Here is a 16,358-nt window from a genome sequence, read left to right on the forward strand (position 1 = left end):
TCGTCTTGTCTGGACCCAGGTTAGGCCCAGGCGGGCTCGTCCACCGGGGGCCGCAGGCCGCAAGACGCGGGACCTTCGGCCCTCGATGGCGACTGCCACGCGCCGGTCGGGCAGGCTCATGACGTCCCTTCGGCGCGTTGCTTGATGCCCAGCAGCATCCGGCGTTCCATGACCAGGCTGCCCGGTTCCATCACCACTCGGTACGCGGCCCGGGCCGGTTCCGTACGCCCCGCCAGGGAGATCCGGTTGCGGCTGATCAGCCGGGTGCCCGCGCCGTCCGGTCGCAGGTGGAAGCCCCACACCCAGGCGCCGTCGGCGGACCGGAACACCAGCGTCCGGCGCGGGTCGAGGATCTCGACACGCATGGCGGGCCCGTTCTTGCCGAGGGGGAGTTCGTCGCCGCCGGCGAGTTGCTGGAACTGCGGCAGGATCGCGTCGGCGCTGTGCATGTCGAGCCCGAACAGGTTCTCGATCCAGTCGTAGGTGTAGGCGCCACCGCGACCGCTGCCCATCTGCACGAGCCACGGCCAGACCGCCTCGGGCGGCGCGTCGATGGTGACCGCCCGGGTGGAGACGACGTCCGGATCGGCGAGGAACTCGTCACCGGGCAGCGCCGCGTCCACCTCGATCGCGGTGGCTCCCCAGGTGAGCCACCGTCCGGGCCGTTGGAGCACTGTTCCCTTCATGACCTCTCCCTCCTGAGCGAGGCGGCGGTCACCGGCGGGTCAGCCGGCGGCCGTCGATCCGTAGTAGGCGGCGCGCATCAGTTCCTGCATGTCGCCGAGCATCGGCATCCGGGGGTTGGCCGGCGCGCACTGGTCCTCGTACGCGTTCAGCGCCTGTTGCGGCAGCGCCGCGAGGAAGGCCCGCTCGTCCACGCCGACGGCCGCGAACGACGGCTCGATGCCGACCTCGTCGCGCAGGCGCTCGATCGCCGTGGCCAGCGCTTCGACCGCTTCCGCGTCGGTCGCCGCGGGGAGCCCGAGGGTACGGGCGATGTCGGCGAAGCGTTGCGGCGCCTGGTACGTCTCGTACTTGGGCCAACCGGTGAGCTTGCCCGGCACGGTGCCGTTGTACCGGATGACGTGCGGGAGCAGGATCGCGTTGGTGCGCCCGTGCGCGACGTGGAAGGTGGCCCCCAGGGTGTGCGACATGGCGTGCACGATGCCGAGGAAGGCGCTGCCGAACGCCATGCCGGCGATCGTCGCGGCGTTGTGCATCTTCTCGCGGGCCACCGGGTCCGCGGCGCCCTGGTGGACGGCCCGGGCGAGGTTGCCGAAGATGAGCCGGACGGCGTGCAGGGCCAGACCGTCGGTGAAGTCGTTGGCATAGACGGACACGTACGACTCGATCGCGTGGGTGAGCGCGTCGAAGCCGCTGTCCGCGGTGACCACCGCCGGCAGGTCGGCGGCCAGGACCGGGTCGACGATCGCCACGCTCGGCGTGAGCGCGTAGTCGGCGAGCGGGTACTTCTTGCCGGACTCGGTGTCGGTGATGACCGCGAACGGGGTGACCTCGGCTCCGGTGCCGGAGGTGGTCGGGATGCAGACGAGCTGCGCCAGCGCGCCGAGGGCGGGGAACTTGAAGGCGCGTTTGCGGATGTCGAAGAACTTCTCTCGCAGATCGGCGAAGACCACTTCGGGGTGCTCGTAGCGCAGCCACATCACCTTGGCGGCGTCCATCGCCGAACCCCCGCCGAGCGCGACGATGGTGTCCGGGCGGAACGAGCGCATGAGCTCCGCGCCGCGGTCGACGGTGCGTACGCTCGGTTCCGGCTCGACGTCGTCGATGATCTGCAGGGCCACCTGCTCGCGGCGGCGGTGCAGCACGGACAGCACGCGGTCCACGTACCCCAGCCTGGTCATGGTGTGGTCGGTCACCACGGTGACCCGGTGCACGTCGGGCATGTCGGCGAGGTAGCGGATCGCGTTCGGCTCGAAGTAGATCTTCGGCGGAACCTTGAACCATTGGAGGTTGTTGGTACGCCGGGCGACCCGCTTGATGTTGATGAGGTCGACCGCCGTGACGTTGTGCGACACCGAGTTGTGGCCGTAGCTTCCGCAGCCCAGCGTCAGCGACGGCAGGAAGGCGTTGTACATGTCGCCGATGCCGCCCTGCGAGGCCGGTGCGTTCCAGATGATCCGGACGACCTTGACCCGGCGGCCGTACGCCTCGGCCAGGTCGGCGTCGCGCGTGTGGATGACGGCGCTGTGGCCCAGCCCGTCGAGTTCGACCATCTGCTCGGCGTACTCGAAGGCCTGGTCGTGACCGGTGGCGGGCAGCAGGGCGAGCACCGGGCAGAGCTTTTCCCGGGTCAGCGGCTCGTCCGGGCCGACCCGGTCGACCGGGACCAGGATGATCGAGGTGGCCGGGGCGACCGGAAAACCGGCGTGTTCGGCGATCCAGGTCACCGGCTGTCCGACCACGTCCGGGTTGAGCTTCCCGGAGCCGAAGAGCAGCTTCTCCAGCAGCGACTTCTCCTCCGGCGTCGCGATGTGGGCGTGCAGTCGCCGGAACTCGGCGAGGGCCGCCGGCCGGATCGCGTCGTCGATGATGACGGCCTGCTCGGAGGCGCAGATCATGCCGTTGTCGAAGGACTTGGACAGCACCACGTCGTTCACGGCGCGGGCCACGTCGGCCGATGCCTCGATGTACGCGGGGACGTTGCCGGCGCCGACGCCGAGCGCCGGTTTGCCGGTGGAGTACGCGGCCCGGACCATGGCGTTGCCGCCGGTCGCCAGGACCATCGAGACGTCGGGATGCCGCATCAGCTCGTTCGTCGCGGCCACCGACGGTTCGTCGATCCACTGGATGCAGTGCTCCGGCGCGCCGGCGGCGACGGCGGCGTCGCGGACCGTGCGGGCCGCCTCCCGGCTGCAACGTTGCGCCGCCGGGTGGAAGGCGAAGATGACCGGGTTGCGGGTCTTGAGGGCCAGCAGCGCCTTGAAGACGGTGGTCGAGGTCGGGTTCGTCACGGGCGTCACCGCGGCCACCACCCCGACCGGCTCGGCGATCTGGGTGATGCCCGTGATGTCGTCCTGAGCGATCACGCCGACCGTGCGGACGTCGGCCATGTGGTTGGTGACGTGCTCGCAGGCGAAGATGTTCTTCACCGCCTTGTCCTCGAACACGCCGCGGCCGGTCTCCTCGACCGCCAGCATCGCGAGTTCGGCGTGCCGGCCGAGCGCGGCCACCGACGCCTTCTTCACGATCGCGTCGATCTGTTCCTGGCCGTAGGAGTCGTAGGCGGCCAACGCCGTGAGACCGTTCTCCACCAGGGTGCCGATCATGTTTCCGCCCTCCATCGGTCCGTCACCTCGACCGTAGATCCGCGACGATCGATGCCGGCACGGCCGGTGGACCCGTGCGGGCGGGACCACCGGCCCGCGCCTGCACGCCGGGCCGGGGCACCAGCGGGGCACCGTCAGGACGTCGGCTGGGGCGCCTCGGCCGGTCCGCGCTTGGCCCGCTGGATCTGCTCGTAGACGTGGGTCCGCAGTTCGGTGAACCGGGGCAACGCGCGGGTGGTGAGCTGGTCGCGTTCCCGGGGGAGGTCGATCACCAGGTCCTCCTGGACCCGGGTCGGTGAGTTCGACAGGACGAGCACACGCTGGCCCAGGTACACGGACTCGTCGATGTCGTGCGTCACGAAGACTGTGGAGATCCCGCGGGTCAGGTGCAGCCGGCGTACGAGGTCCTCCAGGTCCGCGCGGGTCTGGGCGTCCACCGCGGCGAACGGCTCGTCCATGATCAGCACGTCCGGCTGGTACGCGATGGCGCGGGCGATGGCCACCCGTTGCTGCATCCCGCCGGAGAGCTGCCACGGGTGGCTGCGCGCCGACTGCGGCAGCCCGACCGCGTCGAGGGCGTCGGCGACCAACCGGGCGCGTTCGGCGCGGGAGAGTCGCTTGTGGCGAAGCGGAAGCTCCACGTTGCCGCGGACGGTCAGCCACGGGTAGAGGCTGCGGCCGTACTCCTGGAAGACCACCGCCATCGCCGGGCTCGGCCCGGTCACCGGCGAGCCCTCCATCTCGACGAGGCCGCTGGTGGGCCGCAGCAGTCCGGCGAGGCATTTCAGGAGCGTGGTCTTCCCGCAGCCCGAGGGGCCGACCACGCACAGCAGCTCACCGGTATCCATGGTGAAGCTGAGGTCCCCGATCGCCTCGACCTCGCCCCGGCCGGCGGGGTAGACCTTGCGCAGGTGCTCGACCCGTAGCAGGGGGATCGCGTCAGGCACGGGTGACCTCCTTCATTCCGTGGTACCAGCGCAGGACGCGGCGTTCGACGACACCGAAGACCACGGCGAGGAAGACGCCGATGAGGCCGAGCAGGAGGATGCCGCTCCACATCTCGGCGATGAGGTAGTTCCGCTGGAAGTAGGCGATGCGGTAGCCGAGCCCGGCCGACGACGCGAACATCTCCGAGATGACCATGAGGATCAGGGCCACCGAGAGCGCCTGCCGGACGCCGGTCATGATGCGCGGACTCGCCGCCGGGAGGATCAGCAGCCACAGCCGGTCCCACCGGGAGATCCGGAACGAGCGAGCGGTCTCCAGCATCACGCTGTCGGTCGCCCGGACGCCTTCGATCGTGTTCAGCAGGATCGGCCAGATCGCGCCGGACACGATGACGACGACCTTCATGGTGTCGGTGATGCCGAGCAGGAGCATCGCGACCGGGATCAGCACCGGCGGCGGAATCGCGCGGAAGAACTCCAGCAGCGGTTCGAGGATCTCGCGTAGCGGGCGGAGCCGGCCGATGACGACGCCGGCGGCGACGCCGAGCAGGATCGACGCGAACAGGCCGATCAGGAGCCGGTACACGCTGGGCAGGACGTCCTCGACGAACGCCGGGCCGATCCAGGTCTGCCGGAACGCGTCGAGGAGCGCGCGGGGGCCGACGAGGAACCGGTTCGTCGACCGGGTGGACCAGACGGCCCACAGCCCCACGGCCAGGACCGGAAGCCCGACCGCGAACAGGACGTTCTCGGCGGCCCGCACGCCCGGGCCGCGGGGGCGGGCCTTGCGCACGCCGAGGGCGGTCATCGGGCTGCCTCGTCCGCGAGCACCGACTGGTGCCAGGCCAGCGAGCGGCGTTCGACGAAGCGGAACACGACGTTCACCAGCAGGCCGAGGAGCCCGGTGACCACGACCAGGCCGTACAGGCCGACGGCGTCCCCGGCGGAGCGGGACAGCTCGATCATGCGCCCGAGGCCGGGGTTGCCGATCACCATCTCGGCGGTGACGGCCAGGATGAGCGCGACGGCCGCGCCGAGGCGCAGGCCGGTCATCAGGTACGGCAGAGCGGTCGGCAGGACGAGGTAGCGCAGCCGCTCGGCGCGGGTGAGGCCGAAACTGCGCGCGGTGTCCCGCGCGACGGTGTCGACGTCGGCGACGCCGTAGATCACCTGCACGAACACCTGCCAGAACGCGGCGTAGACGATGATGACCAGCGCGGCGCGCATCTGCAGGCCGAACATCAGCACGGCGAGCGGGATCAGCGCGACCGACGGCACCGGTCGCAGGAACTCGACTGTCGTGTGCGTCGCGCGACGCAGGAACGGCACCAGCCCGACCACGGTCCCCAGCGCGACCGCCGCGAGCGTCGCCACCGTCAGGCCGATCGCCCACGACGTCATGGTGAGCCGGACCCGCCGCCAGAACGCCAGGTCGCGGACCTCCTGGGCCAGCCGTCCGAACACGTCGGTGGGGTACGGCAGGTACTGCGGGTCGACCAACCCCAGGGTCGGGACGAGTTGCCAGACGACGAGGAACCCCAGCAGGCCGACGGCGCCCAGCAGGATCTTGCGCATCGCCGGCTACTGCTGCTGGATGAGACGGTCGAAGTCGGGTCGCCGGTCGAGGACGCGGTACTTCTGGGCGAGCGTCGCCAGTTGCTCCAGGCCGGCCCGGTCGAGTTCCCACCCGAACGCCGGGAGCCGTACGGAGTCGGCCACCGGTTCCGGCAGTTCGAGGTTGTCCTTGATGGCCTGGCGGAGATCCTTCTCGTTGGCTGGATCCTTGGCCCAGGTGAGTGTCTTCTTCATCGCCGCCGAGAAGTCCGCGACCAGCGCGGCGTCGGAGTCCTTCAGCTTGCTCGACGTGATCGTCGTCAGGGTGGTGAGTCCGGGGACCGTGGCCTGGTACGGGGCGACCACGACAACGTCGCCGCGCTTGCGCATCTGGGTGATGAACGGCTCGGTCACCCAGGCGGCGTCGATGTTGCCGGCGGCGAGCTGGGCGGGCGCGTCCGGGAAGGCCACCTCGACGAACTTGACCTTGGCGGGGTCGCCGCCGTCCTTCTCGACCGCCGCCATGATCGTGACGTCGCCGGCGGCGCCCAGGCTGTTCACCGACACCTTTCGCCCCGCGAGCTGGGACGGCCGGGTGATGCCGGACTTCGCCGAGGCCACCACGGCGTTGATGTCGTCACCGTCGGCATAGGACGACGCGTAGTTCCCGATGATCACCACGCCGAGGTGCTGCAGGTCGGCACGGAACGGGCCGAACGGCTGACCGATGGCGAAGTCGATGTCGCCGTTGATCAGGGCCGGGATGGCCTGGGCGCCGCCCTGTGCGGGCACCACCTCCACGTCGAGCCCCTGCTCCCGGAAGATGCCCGCCTTGATGCCGCCCCAGAGCGCGGCGGTCTCGCTGATCGGTAGCGCCGCCACGCGGACCTTGCGCAGTTCGCCGCTCGCCCCGGGGGACGGATCGGTGGCGTCGGAGTCCGTGCAGCCGGTGAGGGCGATCGCGACGCCGGCCAGAACAGCGAGGGCGGTGACCTTCTTCATGGACGAGCCCTTCCGTGCGAACCGCTGGTGCATCCGGAGGAGTGGGGGCCGGCGAGGAGAGGTGAACCATCCGACCGCGTCGATCAGCGTCATGCAGAGGTGATTGATTGTCAAGAATTCTGATAAGAGGAATCGCATTGCGATCGGAGTGGTCCACCTCGATGAAAATACGTCTTGACGGGCGACGATTTTGTGACCAAACTGTGCGGTTGGTGGCACGGTGGCGAAGGGAGCGACGACTTGGCGATCGTGATCGTGGGCGCTGGGATCGGTGGCCTCACCACCGCCCTCAGCCTGCACCGGGCCGGCTTCCGTGACATCGCCGTCTATGAGCGCGCCGACGCGCTGCGCCCACTCGGCGTCGGGATCAATCTGCTCCCGCACGCCGTCCGGGAGCTGACCGAATTGGGCGTCGGGGAACGCGTGGAAAGGCTGGGCGCCGCGCCCGGCACACTGGCTTACTACAACCGGTACGGGCAGCAGATCTGGAGCGAGCCGCGCGGGCTGGACGCCGGATATCGCTGGCCACAGCTTTCCGTGCACCGCGGCCGGTTCCAGATGGAACTGCTCGCCGTGGTGCGGGAACGGCTGGGCGCCGACGCGGTGCGCACCGCCCACCGGCTCGTCGGCGTCCACGACGGCGTCGCGCGCTTCGCCACGGCAGCGGGGGAGGTGAGCGTCGCGGCCGACCTGATCGTCGGCGCGGACGGCATCCACTCCGCGCTGCGCCGGCAACATCAGCCCGACGAGGGCGAGCCGATCTGGAACGGGCTGACGCTGTGGCGGGGGACGGCCCGGGCGCCCGGATTCCTGGACGGGCGAACCATGATCATGGCGGGGGACGCGGAACAGAAGTTCGTCGCGTACCCGATCGGTCCCGGCCTGATCAACGTCGTGGCGGAGCGTCGCGGCCCCGGTTTCGCCGGGCCGAACGCGGACTGGAACCGGACGGTCGACCCCGCGCCGGTCGTCGCGCTCTTCGCGGACTGGCGTTTCCCGTGGCTCGACGTGCCGGAGCTGCTGGCCGCCGCCGACGAGATCCTCGAATACCCCATGGTGGACCGCGACCCGATCGACACGTGGGCCCACGGGAACACGACGTTGCTCGGAGACGCGGCACACCCGATGTACCCGAACGGCTCCAACGGGGCGTCGCAGGCGATCCTGGACGCGCGTACCCTCGCCTTCCACCTCGCCGCCGCGCCGACGGTCCGGGCGGCGCTCGACGCCTACGAGGCGGACCGGCGGCCGGCGACCACCGCGCTCGTGCTGAGCAACCGGCGGCAGGGCCCGGAGCAGGTGATGGTGCTCGCCCGCGAGCGCGCGCCGGACGGCTTCGCGCACATCCACGACGTCATCCCGCCGGACGAACTGACCGAGATCGCCACCGGCTACAAGAAGGCGGCCGGGTTCCTGCCCGCCGATCTCAACGAACGGGCCTCCCTGACGCCGACTGTCTTCTCGGGCGTCCTGCCGTGACCGGCCCGGAGACGCCCGAGCTGGACGCGGCACGCCTGGCGTCGGTGATCTCACCGCTGCGCCGCACGCTGCTCGCCGCCGCCCGGGCCGCCGAGCACCTGCCGGAGATCCCGGACGCGCAGATCGAGATCGTGCGGGCTCTGCCCCGGGGCACCGTGTCCGGCCCGGGTGAACTGGCCGAACGACTTCGCCTGAGCCGTTCGACGGTCAGCAACCTGCTCACCACGATGGAGGGCAACGGTCTCGTCGAGCGTCGTCCCCGTCCCGGCAACCACCGCCACGTCGAGGTTCTGGCCACTCCGAAGGCCCTCGACCTGTTCGACCGCTTCGACCTCGCGAGCGGAGACCTGGTCGCCCGCGCCGCGGCCACCCTGCCGGCGGCGGACCGCGCGGCCCTCGCTGCCGCGGTGCCCGCGTTGGAACGCCTCCGCGACGCGCTCGCGGACACCAAGGACACCCCATGAGTACGCGCCGACCCGCCGGTCACGGCGCCGAGTTTCCGGTCGGGGCCCGGTGAGCGCCCCGGCGGTTCCCGGTCTGGAGGCCGCGTTCGAGGTGGAGGTGCGGCTCGGCGCGCTGGAGGACCACGGGGTGACCCGCGCGGGCCACCGCCGCGTGGTGCCGGTCGTCGGCGGCCGGGTCACCGGCCTGTTCGAGGCCGACATCCTCCCCGGCGGGGCCGACTGGCAGCTGGTCCGCTCCGACGGCGCCATCGAGATCGACACCCGCTATTCGGCGCGCACCGCCGACGGCGGCCACGTCTACCTCCGGACGTTCGGCGTCCGCAGCGGCCGCCCGGAGATCCTCGAAGCGTTGCTGCGCGGCGACGCCGTCGACCCCGCCGAGTACTACTTCCGTCTCGGCGTACGACTGGAGACGTCGGTGCCCGCACTCGCCGTGCTGGAGCAGTGCGTGTTTGTGGCGTCGGCGATCCGCGAGGCCGACCGGGTGCGCTACACCGCCTACCGCGTCACGTAGGTGATCCCCGCTCTACCGTGGAGAGGCCGGACCGGAGGGTGGGGTAGCAATGGGCATCTGCGTCGCGTGCCGGTCGGACCAGCGCATCGTTGTCCGTATCAGCAGCCAGGGCGTGCCGCACGGCACCGCGGGGCACCAGATCGGCTATCGCTGGACCGACCTGACGGCCTGTCCGGAGTGCGGGGCCGGCCTTCTCGTGCGCTTCGACCACGACTGCTTCCCGCCGCCCGGGGAGGAGCCGTGGGACATGGACTGGTCCTGGCCGGTCGATGCCGACGGCGTCCGGCGGCTGATCGGCGCTCTCGCCCGGTGCCCGGACCCACTGCGGGTGTCGTGCGAATGTCCCGGGCACCGGGCGTTGCGGGACAGCACCGCCAGGGCATTCCCGCGAGCGGACCCGGTGACGATCGTCTTGACCGGGGACGGGCTCCCACAGGTGCGGTCGCTACGCGGTCCGACGCGCGCGTGCCGGAGATTCCGGACGCGCAGATCGAGATGGTGGTGACGCTGCCCCGAACGCTTTCGTCTGTCCGACCGCTTCGACAGTGAACGGAGACGCGGGCCTCAGGCCTGCACGCCCGCGTAGATCCACGGCACGATCAGCGTGTACGCGAGGACGAGCGCGGCGACGGTGACGACCGGCGTGCCGACGAGCACCACCGCCGATGCCACGCGCACGCGAGTGCGTAGTCCCTTGTGCATCTCGGGGGTGTGCGCCAGCACGATCAGCGTGGTGATCCACGTGGCGAGGCCGACGCCGGCGACGATGCCGAGCCACGACAGCAGCAGGATGGCGCCGGTCGCGAACCGGTCACCCGCGTCGCTGCCGTACTGCAACAGGTAGTCCCGGTTTCGCGCCCCCATCAGGATGTTGACGCCCGCGAACGCGGCGAGGGCGACGGACCACAGGGCGGCGAACCCGACGGCGGTTCTCCGCAGGCTGGAGCGGGTACGCAGCGCGGCGGCGTCGAGGACTGTCATGCACGGATGGTAGGTCACCGGTGGCCCACCGGTGAAGATCATGTGGGCGTCAGGTCCGCCAGGGCGCGCTTGTCCGGCTTGCCGCTCGGCCCCACCGGCACCCGGTCGATCCACCGGATCGTCCGCGGCGCCGACGCTTCCCCCAGTGCCCCGACCACCAGCGCACGCAGCCGATCGGCATCCGGCGTGTGCCCGGCGGCCGGCACCACGTAGGCGTGCACCGCCTCCCCGGTGACGTCGTCGGGGCGGCCGACGACGTACGCCTCGGCGACTGTGGGGTCGGCGGCGAGAATCCGCTCGATCGGGCCGGCGTACACCAGGTTGGCGTGCACGATGATGACGTCCCGGATGCGGCCGAGCAGGTGCAGGTAGCCGTCGTCGTCCAGCCGGGCCAGGTCGCGGGTGCGGACCCAGCCGTCGACGAACACGTCGGCGGTCTCGGCCGGATCGTTCCAGTACGCGGCGGCCTGCGCCGGTGTGCGGACGAACAGTTCTCCCTCGGTGGCGGGGCGGCCGTCGGCGTCCCGGATGGACAGCGCGGTCACCGCTGGTGGGCGGCCGACCGAGGCGAGCGCGGCCGGGGACGCCAGCATCTCGGCCGGCGTCACCATCGTGATCATTCCGGTCTCGGTCTGGCCGTAGCCCTGGAAGATGACGGGGCCGAGCACGTCGAGCGCCTCGGCGAGCCGGCCCGGCGCGAGCGGGGAACCGGACACCAGCAGGGCCCGCAGACTGCTCAGGTCGACCGGATCGGCGCGCTGGTCCTGCACGAGCTGGTACAGCTTGCCCACTGTGATGACGCTCGCGGTCGCCCGGTGCCGGGCGATCATGCCGGGGAAGCCCGGGGGCCGCGCCGCGACGAGGGTGCCGCCCGCGGCGAGGGTGAGGATGGCGTACTCCAGCATCACCTGGCTGCTCAGCGACCCGAAGACGAGGTAACGCCGCAGCCGGGTGGCGAGGTCGGCGATCGCCGGGGGCCAGCGATCCGGGTACGGCGCCCAGGCCGCGCTCATCGCCGCGTACGTCTGCGCACAGCCCTTCGGGCTGCCGGTGCTGCCGCTGGTCCAGACGATCCGGGCGACGTCGTCCGGGCGTCCGGCGGCGATCAGCGGCCTGCCGTCGTCGGGGGTGCCCGCCAGCTCGGCGACCCGGGCGTCGTCGACCAGCAGCGTGTTCTCGCCGAGCTGCCAGGCGCGGTGGGCCGGCGTCAGGTCGGGGCGGATCCCGGAGACCCGGGCGCCGACCGCGAACGCCGCGATGATCGCCGCGAACGCCTCCGCGGTGACGCCGAGCCGCAGGGCCACCCCGACGCCGGGGCCGGCCCCCGCGGCGCGGAGCCCGGCGGCGATGCGCCGGACCAGCCGGTACATCTGGGCCGTGGTGACGGTCCGGTCGCCGTCCTCGAAGACGGGCCGGTCGTCACCGGTGGCGAGCAGGTCAAGTACGGGCTGCGGCCAGACCTCAGCCGGCATCGGAGAGCACGCCCTTGACGAAGAGCACGAGCGGCTGGTGGTGCACGTCCGGCAGGTTCCAGTGGTTCTCCAGGTTCTCCGCGAGGTGGTGCGTCGCGACGACCCGGCCGCCGCGGTGCACCCGGACGACCGGGTGCAGGTAGCTGGCGTCGTGCGCGTGCGCGGCGTCGTTCTCGGCGATCCGGGGCACCGTGACGTCGAACGGGTCGACCTGGTCGTGGTCCGGCCCGTACTCCAGGGTGACCACGAACGCGAACGGCTCCGGTCCCAGGCCGCCGTCCTGCACGTACGCGACCGGCACCTCCTCGTGGTAGAGCGCGGTGTCGCCGGAGATGACAACGACGTCGCCGAGGACGGCGAACTGCTGCCACAGCGCCGAGGTGCGGTTGATCCGGGCGATGACCGCGTCGGCGATCGCCTCCGGAGTGGGCTCCAGCGGCGTGGCCGGCCACGGCGTGCCGTGGTGGCGGGCGCCGAGGATCCGGTGCAGGGCGCGCACGCCGTACCGGAAGCCGTGAATGAACCCGTTCGTCGAGCGCTTGAAGTCGCGCTGCTGGGTGAGGGTGCCGGCGAAGTAGAGGCCGGGCACGTTCACCGACTCGTACGCCGGGGTCTGCTCGGGGAACCGGTCGTTGATGACGAGCCGGGGCCGGGCGGACGGGTCGAAGATGCTCGCGTCGAACCGGAATCCGGTGCAGAGGATGACCCGGTCGTAGTCGATCTGCCGGATCGCCTCGACGGTGCGGGCGTACCGGAAGTCGATCCGGTAGCCGCCGTCGTCGCGCCGGGCGATCCGCTCGACGACGCCGTCGAGGACCGCGTTCTGCGACTTGAGCTGGTACGTGTCGAGGAAGTTGTTGTTCACCGCGCGCAGGTGCCCGACGTAGTGCGACTGCCACGCCAGCTTGATCGAGTGCGGGCCGGCGACGTGGATGACGGCGGCCGTCTCGACCAGGGCGTCAGCGGTCTCGAAGGCCGAGTTGCCCTTGCCGATGATGAGGACGCGCTGGTCGGTGAAGTCGTCCGGGTCGACGCTGACCGTGTCGTACCGCTCGGCGAGCGCGGCGCCCTCGATCGGCGGGACGTACATCTGGGACACGCCGGTGGCGACGACCACGCGGCGGGCGGTGACGGTGTCGTCGCCGGTCTGGACGGTGAACAGGTCGCCGTCGCGCGCGATCCGGGTGACCCGGGTGTCGTACCTGACCCGTAGGCCGCGGGCGAAGTCGGCGAGGTAGCGCACCAGGTCGGCGGCGTCCGGGAAGTACCGCCGGCTGTAGTTCTTGAACAGCAGCGCCGGATCGTCGGTGAGCAGCGAGTTCCAGTCCGCGCGCAGGTTGAACTCCGGATCGTCGGATCCGGTCCAGACCTTGTTGATCGAGATGAGCTGCCGGTGCCGGGGGTAGGTGGTGAAGAACGTGCCCGGCGCCGGGCCGGCCTCCAGGACCAGGTAGTCGCGGCCGTCGCGCTCCAGCAGGTGAGCGAGCTGCAACCCGGCCGGTCCGGCTCCGATGATCAGATAGTCGACCGTCATGCGCCGCAACGTAGCGACTCGATCTCAGAGCGCTTTGAGAATTCGTCTCTAGGGTGCGATCGCATGACGACAGAGGTGGACCTCGATGTCCCACTGCGGATCGCCGATCTCCGCGCCGCCCGCGACCCGGTCAAGGTCGTGGTCGGACCGCAGGTCCGGGAGCGGGTCACTGCCGCCCGTACCTTCCTGTCCGCCGTGCTCGGCGACGACCGCGCGGTGTACGGCGCCACCACCGGCTTCGGCGCCCTCGTCGGGTACGCGGGCCGCGCCGACCTGCGCGACCAGGCCGACAACACGCTCGCCCACCTCGGCGCCGGTCAGGGCCCGGAACTCGACCCGGAGGTGGTCCGCGCGACACTGCTGCTGCGGGCAGCGTCGCTGGCCCGGGGCGCGTCGGGGGTCTCCCCGCACGTCATCGACACCCTCGCGGCGATGCTCGCGACCACCTTCGTCCCCGCGGTGCCCCGGCTGGGTTCGGTCGGCGCCAGCGGTGACCTGATCCCGCTGGGCGCCGCCGCCCAGGCGTTACGGGGCCGGGGCCACGCCTACCTGGACGGGGTACGGCTGCCGGCTGCCGAGGCGCTGAAGCGGGCTGGCCTGGAACCGCTGCCGCTGGACGGCCGGGACGCCCTCGCCCTGGTCAACGGCACCTCGCTGACCACCGCGGCGACAGCGCTGGCGCTGGACGCGGCCCGCTCCGCGCACCGGGCGGTCCAGGTGCTCACCTGCCTGCTCGCCGATCTGCTCGGCAGCGACACGCAGTTCCTCGACCCCCGGCTGCTGCGGGCGTACGGCCATCCGGGCGCGGTCGACGTGGGCGCGCGGATGCGCCGGGTCGGCGCCGGCCTCGTCGCGTCCGGGGCGCGTCCGTTGCAGGAGCCGTACAGCATCCGGTGCGCGCCGCAACTGCTCGGCGCCGCCGAGGACGCGCTGCGCTACGTCGACGCCGTCGTCGCGGCCGACCTCGCGAGCGTCACCGACAACCCGCTGTTCTTTCCCGGCGAGGACCTCGTCGTGCACGGCGGCAACTTCTTCGGGCAGCCGGCCGCGTTCGCCGCCGACGTGCTGTCGATGGTCGTGGCGCAGGTCGGCAACCTCGCGGAACGGCAACTGGATCTGCTCGTCGACCCGAACCGCAACGGTGGCCTGCCGCCGATGCTGGCCGCCGGCCCGGGACAGCAGCACGGACTCCAGGGCGTGCAACTGGCGGCGACCGCCCTGATCACCGAGATCCGCCGGGACACCATGCCCGCGAGCATGCAGAGCGTGCCGACCAACCTGCACAACCAGGACGTCGTCCCGCTCGGCACCCAGGCCGCGTTGCGGGCGCTGGATCAGACCCGGTTGCTGCACCTGATCATCGGGTCGCTCGCGGTGGGGCTGCGCCAAGCGGCGTACGTCGGCGCGCGTGCGCCCACCGCGTCCGGCTGTGCCGAGGCGCTGGCCGCGTTGGCCGCGGCCGTACCGCCGATCGACCCGGACCGGCCGCTGGACGCCGACGTGCGGCGCGCCGCCGACGTGATCGCGGATTTCTCCGTTTCTTTCTCCTGAGGGTGGACGCACATGACGCTCGACTACCTGATCGTCGGAGCCGGACCGGCCGGCCTGCAACTCGCGGCTCTGCTGGAGGCCGACGGCAGACGCGACTATCTGGTCCTGGAACAGGCGGACATCCCGGGGGCGTTCTTCGCCACCTATCCCCGCCACCGGCAACTGATCTCCATCAACAAGCCGCACACCGGCTCGGACGACCCGGAGCTGAACCTGCGGCTGGACTGGAACTCGCTGCTGAGCGACGACCCGGCGCTGCGGTTCACCGGCTACACGGAACGCTATTTCCCCGACGCCGACGTGATGGTCCGCTACCTGGCCGACTTCGCCGCGAAGACGGGGGCGCGTGTCCGGTACAACTCCCGGGTGACGTCGGTCGGCAAGGTCGACGGGGTGTTCGAGGTGCGGGCGGGGGAGGAGGTGTTCCGGGCGCGGCGGCTGGTCGTCGCCACCGGCGTCTCCCAGCCGTACCGGCCGGACATCCCGGGTCTGGAGCTCGCCGAGCAGTACGCGGACATGCCCGTCGACCCGCGTGACTACCTCGACCAGAAGGTGCTGATCATCGGTAAGGGGAACTCCGCGTTCGAGACCGCTGACAACCTGATGGAGACCACCACGCTGATCCACGTGGCCGGGCCGAGTTCGATCCGGATGGCCTGGCGTACGCACTACGTGGGGCACCTGCGCGCGGTGAACAACAACTTCCTGGACACCTACCAGCTGAAGTCGGCGAACGCGATCCTGGACGGCGACGTCAGACGCATCGAGCGCGACGGCGACGGCTTCACGGTGACGTTCTCGTTCTCCCGCGCCGACGAGGTGGTCAAGGAGCTGCGGTACGACCGGGTGCTCGTCTGCACCGGGTTCGCCTTCGACGCGTCCATCTTCGACGACACCTGCCGTCCGCAACTCGCCGTCCGGGACCGCTTCCCGGCGCAGACCCCGGCGTGGGAGTCGGTGAACGTGCCCGGCCTGTACTTCGCCGGCACGATCAGCCAGGAACGGGACTTCAAGCGCTCGACGAGCGGCTTCATCCACGGCTTCCGGTACGGCGTACGGGCGCTGCACCGGATCCTGGAACGACGGTACGGGGACACGCCGTGGCCGGCGGAGAAACTGGACGCCACCGGAGAGCTGATCGCCGACGCCGTCATCGCGCGGGTCAACCGCACCTCCGCGCTGTGGCAGCAGTTCGGCTTCCTCGCCGACGTGGTCACCGTCGCCGGATCCGACGCCCGCTACCACGACGAGGTGCCGGTCGAGTACTTCACCGGCACCGGCCTGCGCACCCCGGACCACGACTACGAGCACGCCTTCGTGGTCACCCTGGAGTACGGCCCCGAGCACGACCAGGTGGATCCGTTCGACGTCACCGTCAACCGAGTAGCCCAGGACGTACCCGGCCAGGCCCACGACGCCGCCTACCTGCATCCGGTCGTCCGCCACCACCGGGCGGGCCAGGTCGTCGCCACCCACCACCTGGCGGAGAACCTGGAGAACCGATGGGACCGGCCGCAGACCCACGTCGCGCCGCTCGTCGCGTTCCTCGACGGCTGCCTGAGCAGTTGAG

Annotated in this window: 14 protein-coding genes; 5 read left to right on the plus strand and 9 right to left on the minus strand. The window is 71.1% G+C overall.

Translation table 11 applies throughout. The features are described from left to right. Positions 1–116: 116 nt before the first annotated feature. The 6 genes from ACSDG8_RS28350 to ACSDG8_RS28375 form a co-directional block, all read right to left on the minus strand. Positions 117–686 (minus strand): SRPBCC family protein, encoded by a 570-nt coding sequence (locus ACSDG8_RS28350; RefSeq protein WP_210891957.1) that lies wholly within the window; start codon positions 684–686, stop codon positions 117–119. Between the two features lie 39 nt (positions 687–725). Continuing rightward, positions 726–3,305, minus strand: a complete 2,580-nt coding sequence (gene adhE / locus ACSDG8_RS28355; protein ID WP_210891959.1) for a bifunctional acetaldehyde-CoA/alcohol dehydrogenase — start codon at positions 3,303–3,305, stop codon at positions 726–728. Between the two features lie 119 nt (positions 3,306–3,424). After that, complete coding sequence (locus tag ACSDG8_RS28360) at positions 3,425–4,237, minus strand: ABC transporter ATP-binding protein (RefSeq protein WP_210891961.1); 813 nt, start codon at positions 4,235–4,237, stop codon at positions 3,425–3,427. Next, the gene (locus ACSDG8_RS28365; protein ID WP_210891963.1) at positions 4,230–5,045 is read right to left on the minus strand and encodes an ABC transporter permease; all 816 of its coding nucleotides are present in this window, start codon (positions 5,043–5,045) and stop codon (positions 4,230–4,232) included. The genes ACSDG8_RS28360 and ACSDG8_RS28365 overlap by 8 nt, the downstream gene beginning before the upstream one ends. Then, a complete protein-coding gene (locus ACSDG8_RS28370; RefSeq protein ID WP_210891965.1) occupies positions 5,042–5,812 on the minus strand; it encodes an ABC transporter permease in 771 nt (256 codons plus the stop codon). The genes ACSDG8_RS28365 and ACSDG8_RS28370 overlap by 4 nt, the downstream gene beginning before the upstream one ends. A gap of 6 nt (positions 5,813–5,818) precedes the next feature. Then, a complete protein-coding gene (locus tag ACSDG8_RS28375) occupies positions 5,819–6,793 on the minus strand; it encodes an ABC transporter substrate-binding protein (protein WP_210891967.1) in 975 nt (324 codons plus the stop codon). A gap of 249 nt (positions 6,794–7,042) precedes the next feature. Between ACSDG8_RS28375 and ACSDG8_RS28380 the strand changes: the two genes are divergently transcribed. The 3 genes from ACSDG8_RS28380 to ACSDG8_RS28390 are packed head-to-tail and all read left to right on the plus strand — an operon-like array spanning position 7,043 to position 9,250. Then, positions 7,043–8,272, plus strand: a complete 1,230-nt coding sequence (locus ACSDG8_RS28380) for a flavin-dependent oxidoreductase (protein WP_307856114.1) — start codon at positions 7,043–7,045, stop codon at positions 8,270–8,272. Further along, entirely contained in the window at positions 8,269–8,736 is a 468-nt protein-coding gene (locus ACSDG8_RS28385) for a MarR family winged helix-turn-helix transcriptional regulator (protein ID WP_210891971.1), read from the plus strand. The genes ACSDG8_RS28380 and ACSDG8_RS28385 overlap by 4 nt, the downstream gene beginning before the upstream one ends. 49 nt (positions 8,737–8,785) lie before the next feature. After that, positions 8,786–9,250 (plus strand): DUF3237 domain-containing protein, encoded by a 465-nt coding sequence (locus ACSDG8_RS28390; RefSeq protein WP_210891974.1) that lies wholly within the window; start codon positions 8,786–8,788, stop codon positions 9,248–9,250. A 564-nt stretch (positions 9,251–9,814) separates the two neighbouring features. Here ACSDG8_RS28390 and ACSDG8_RS28395 read toward each other — a convergent pair. From ACSDG8_RS28395 to ACSDG8_RS28405, 3 genes are read right to left on the minus strand one after another with little or no spacing between them, the layout of a single operon-like run. Next, positions 9,815–10,231 carry a hypothetical protein gene (locus ACSDG8_RS28395; RefSeq protein WP_210891985.1) on the minus strand — a complete coding sequence of 139 codons (417 nt, stop codon included), beginning with the start codon at positions 10,229–10,231 and terminating at the stop codon, positions 9,815–9,817. Between the two features lie 38 nt (positions 10,232–10,269). Then, the gene (locus ACSDG8_RS28400; RefSeq protein ID WP_210891987.1) at positions 10,270–11,703 is read right to left on the minus strand and encodes a class I adenylate-forming enzyme family protein; all 1,434 of its coding nucleotides are present in this window, start codon (positions 11,701–11,703) and stop codon (positions 10,270–10,272) included. Next, positions 11,693–13,237 (minus strand): NAD(P)-binding domain-containing protein, encoded by a 1,545-nt coding sequence (locus tag ACSDG8_RS28405; RefSeq protein WP_210891989.1) that lies wholly within the window; start codon positions 13,235–13,237, stop codon positions 11,693–11,695. The genes ACSDG8_RS28400 and ACSDG8_RS28405 overlap by 11 nt, the downstream gene beginning before the upstream one ends. A 63-nt stretch (positions 13,238–13,300) precedes the next feature. Here ACSDG8_RS28405 and ACSDG8_RS28410 point away from each other — a divergent pair, with 63 nt between their 5' ends. Together ACSDG8_RS28410 and ACSDG8_RS28415 are read left to right on the plus strand one after the other, a co-directional pair. Further along, positions 13,301–14,788 (plus strand): HAL/PAL/TAL family ammonia-lyase, encoded by a 1,488-nt coding sequence (locus ACSDG8_RS28410; RefSeq protein WP_247678061.1) that lies wholly within the window; start codon positions 13,301–13,303, stop codon positions 14,786–14,788. Between the two features lie 12 nt (positions 14,789–14,800). Then, complete coding sequence (locus ACSDG8_RS28415) at positions 14,801–16,357, plus strand: NAD(P)-binding domain-containing protein (protein WP_439427398.1); 1,557 nt, start codon at positions 14,801–14,803, stop codon at positions 16,355–16,357. The last annotated feature ends 1 nt before the right edge of the window (position 16,358 follow it).

Origin of the sequence: Micromonospora sp. LA-10, assembly GCF_051853095.1 — a bacterium.
Lineage (GTDB): Bacteria > Actinomycetota > Actinomycetes > Mycobacteriales > Micromonosporaceae > Micromonospora > Micromonospora echinospora_A.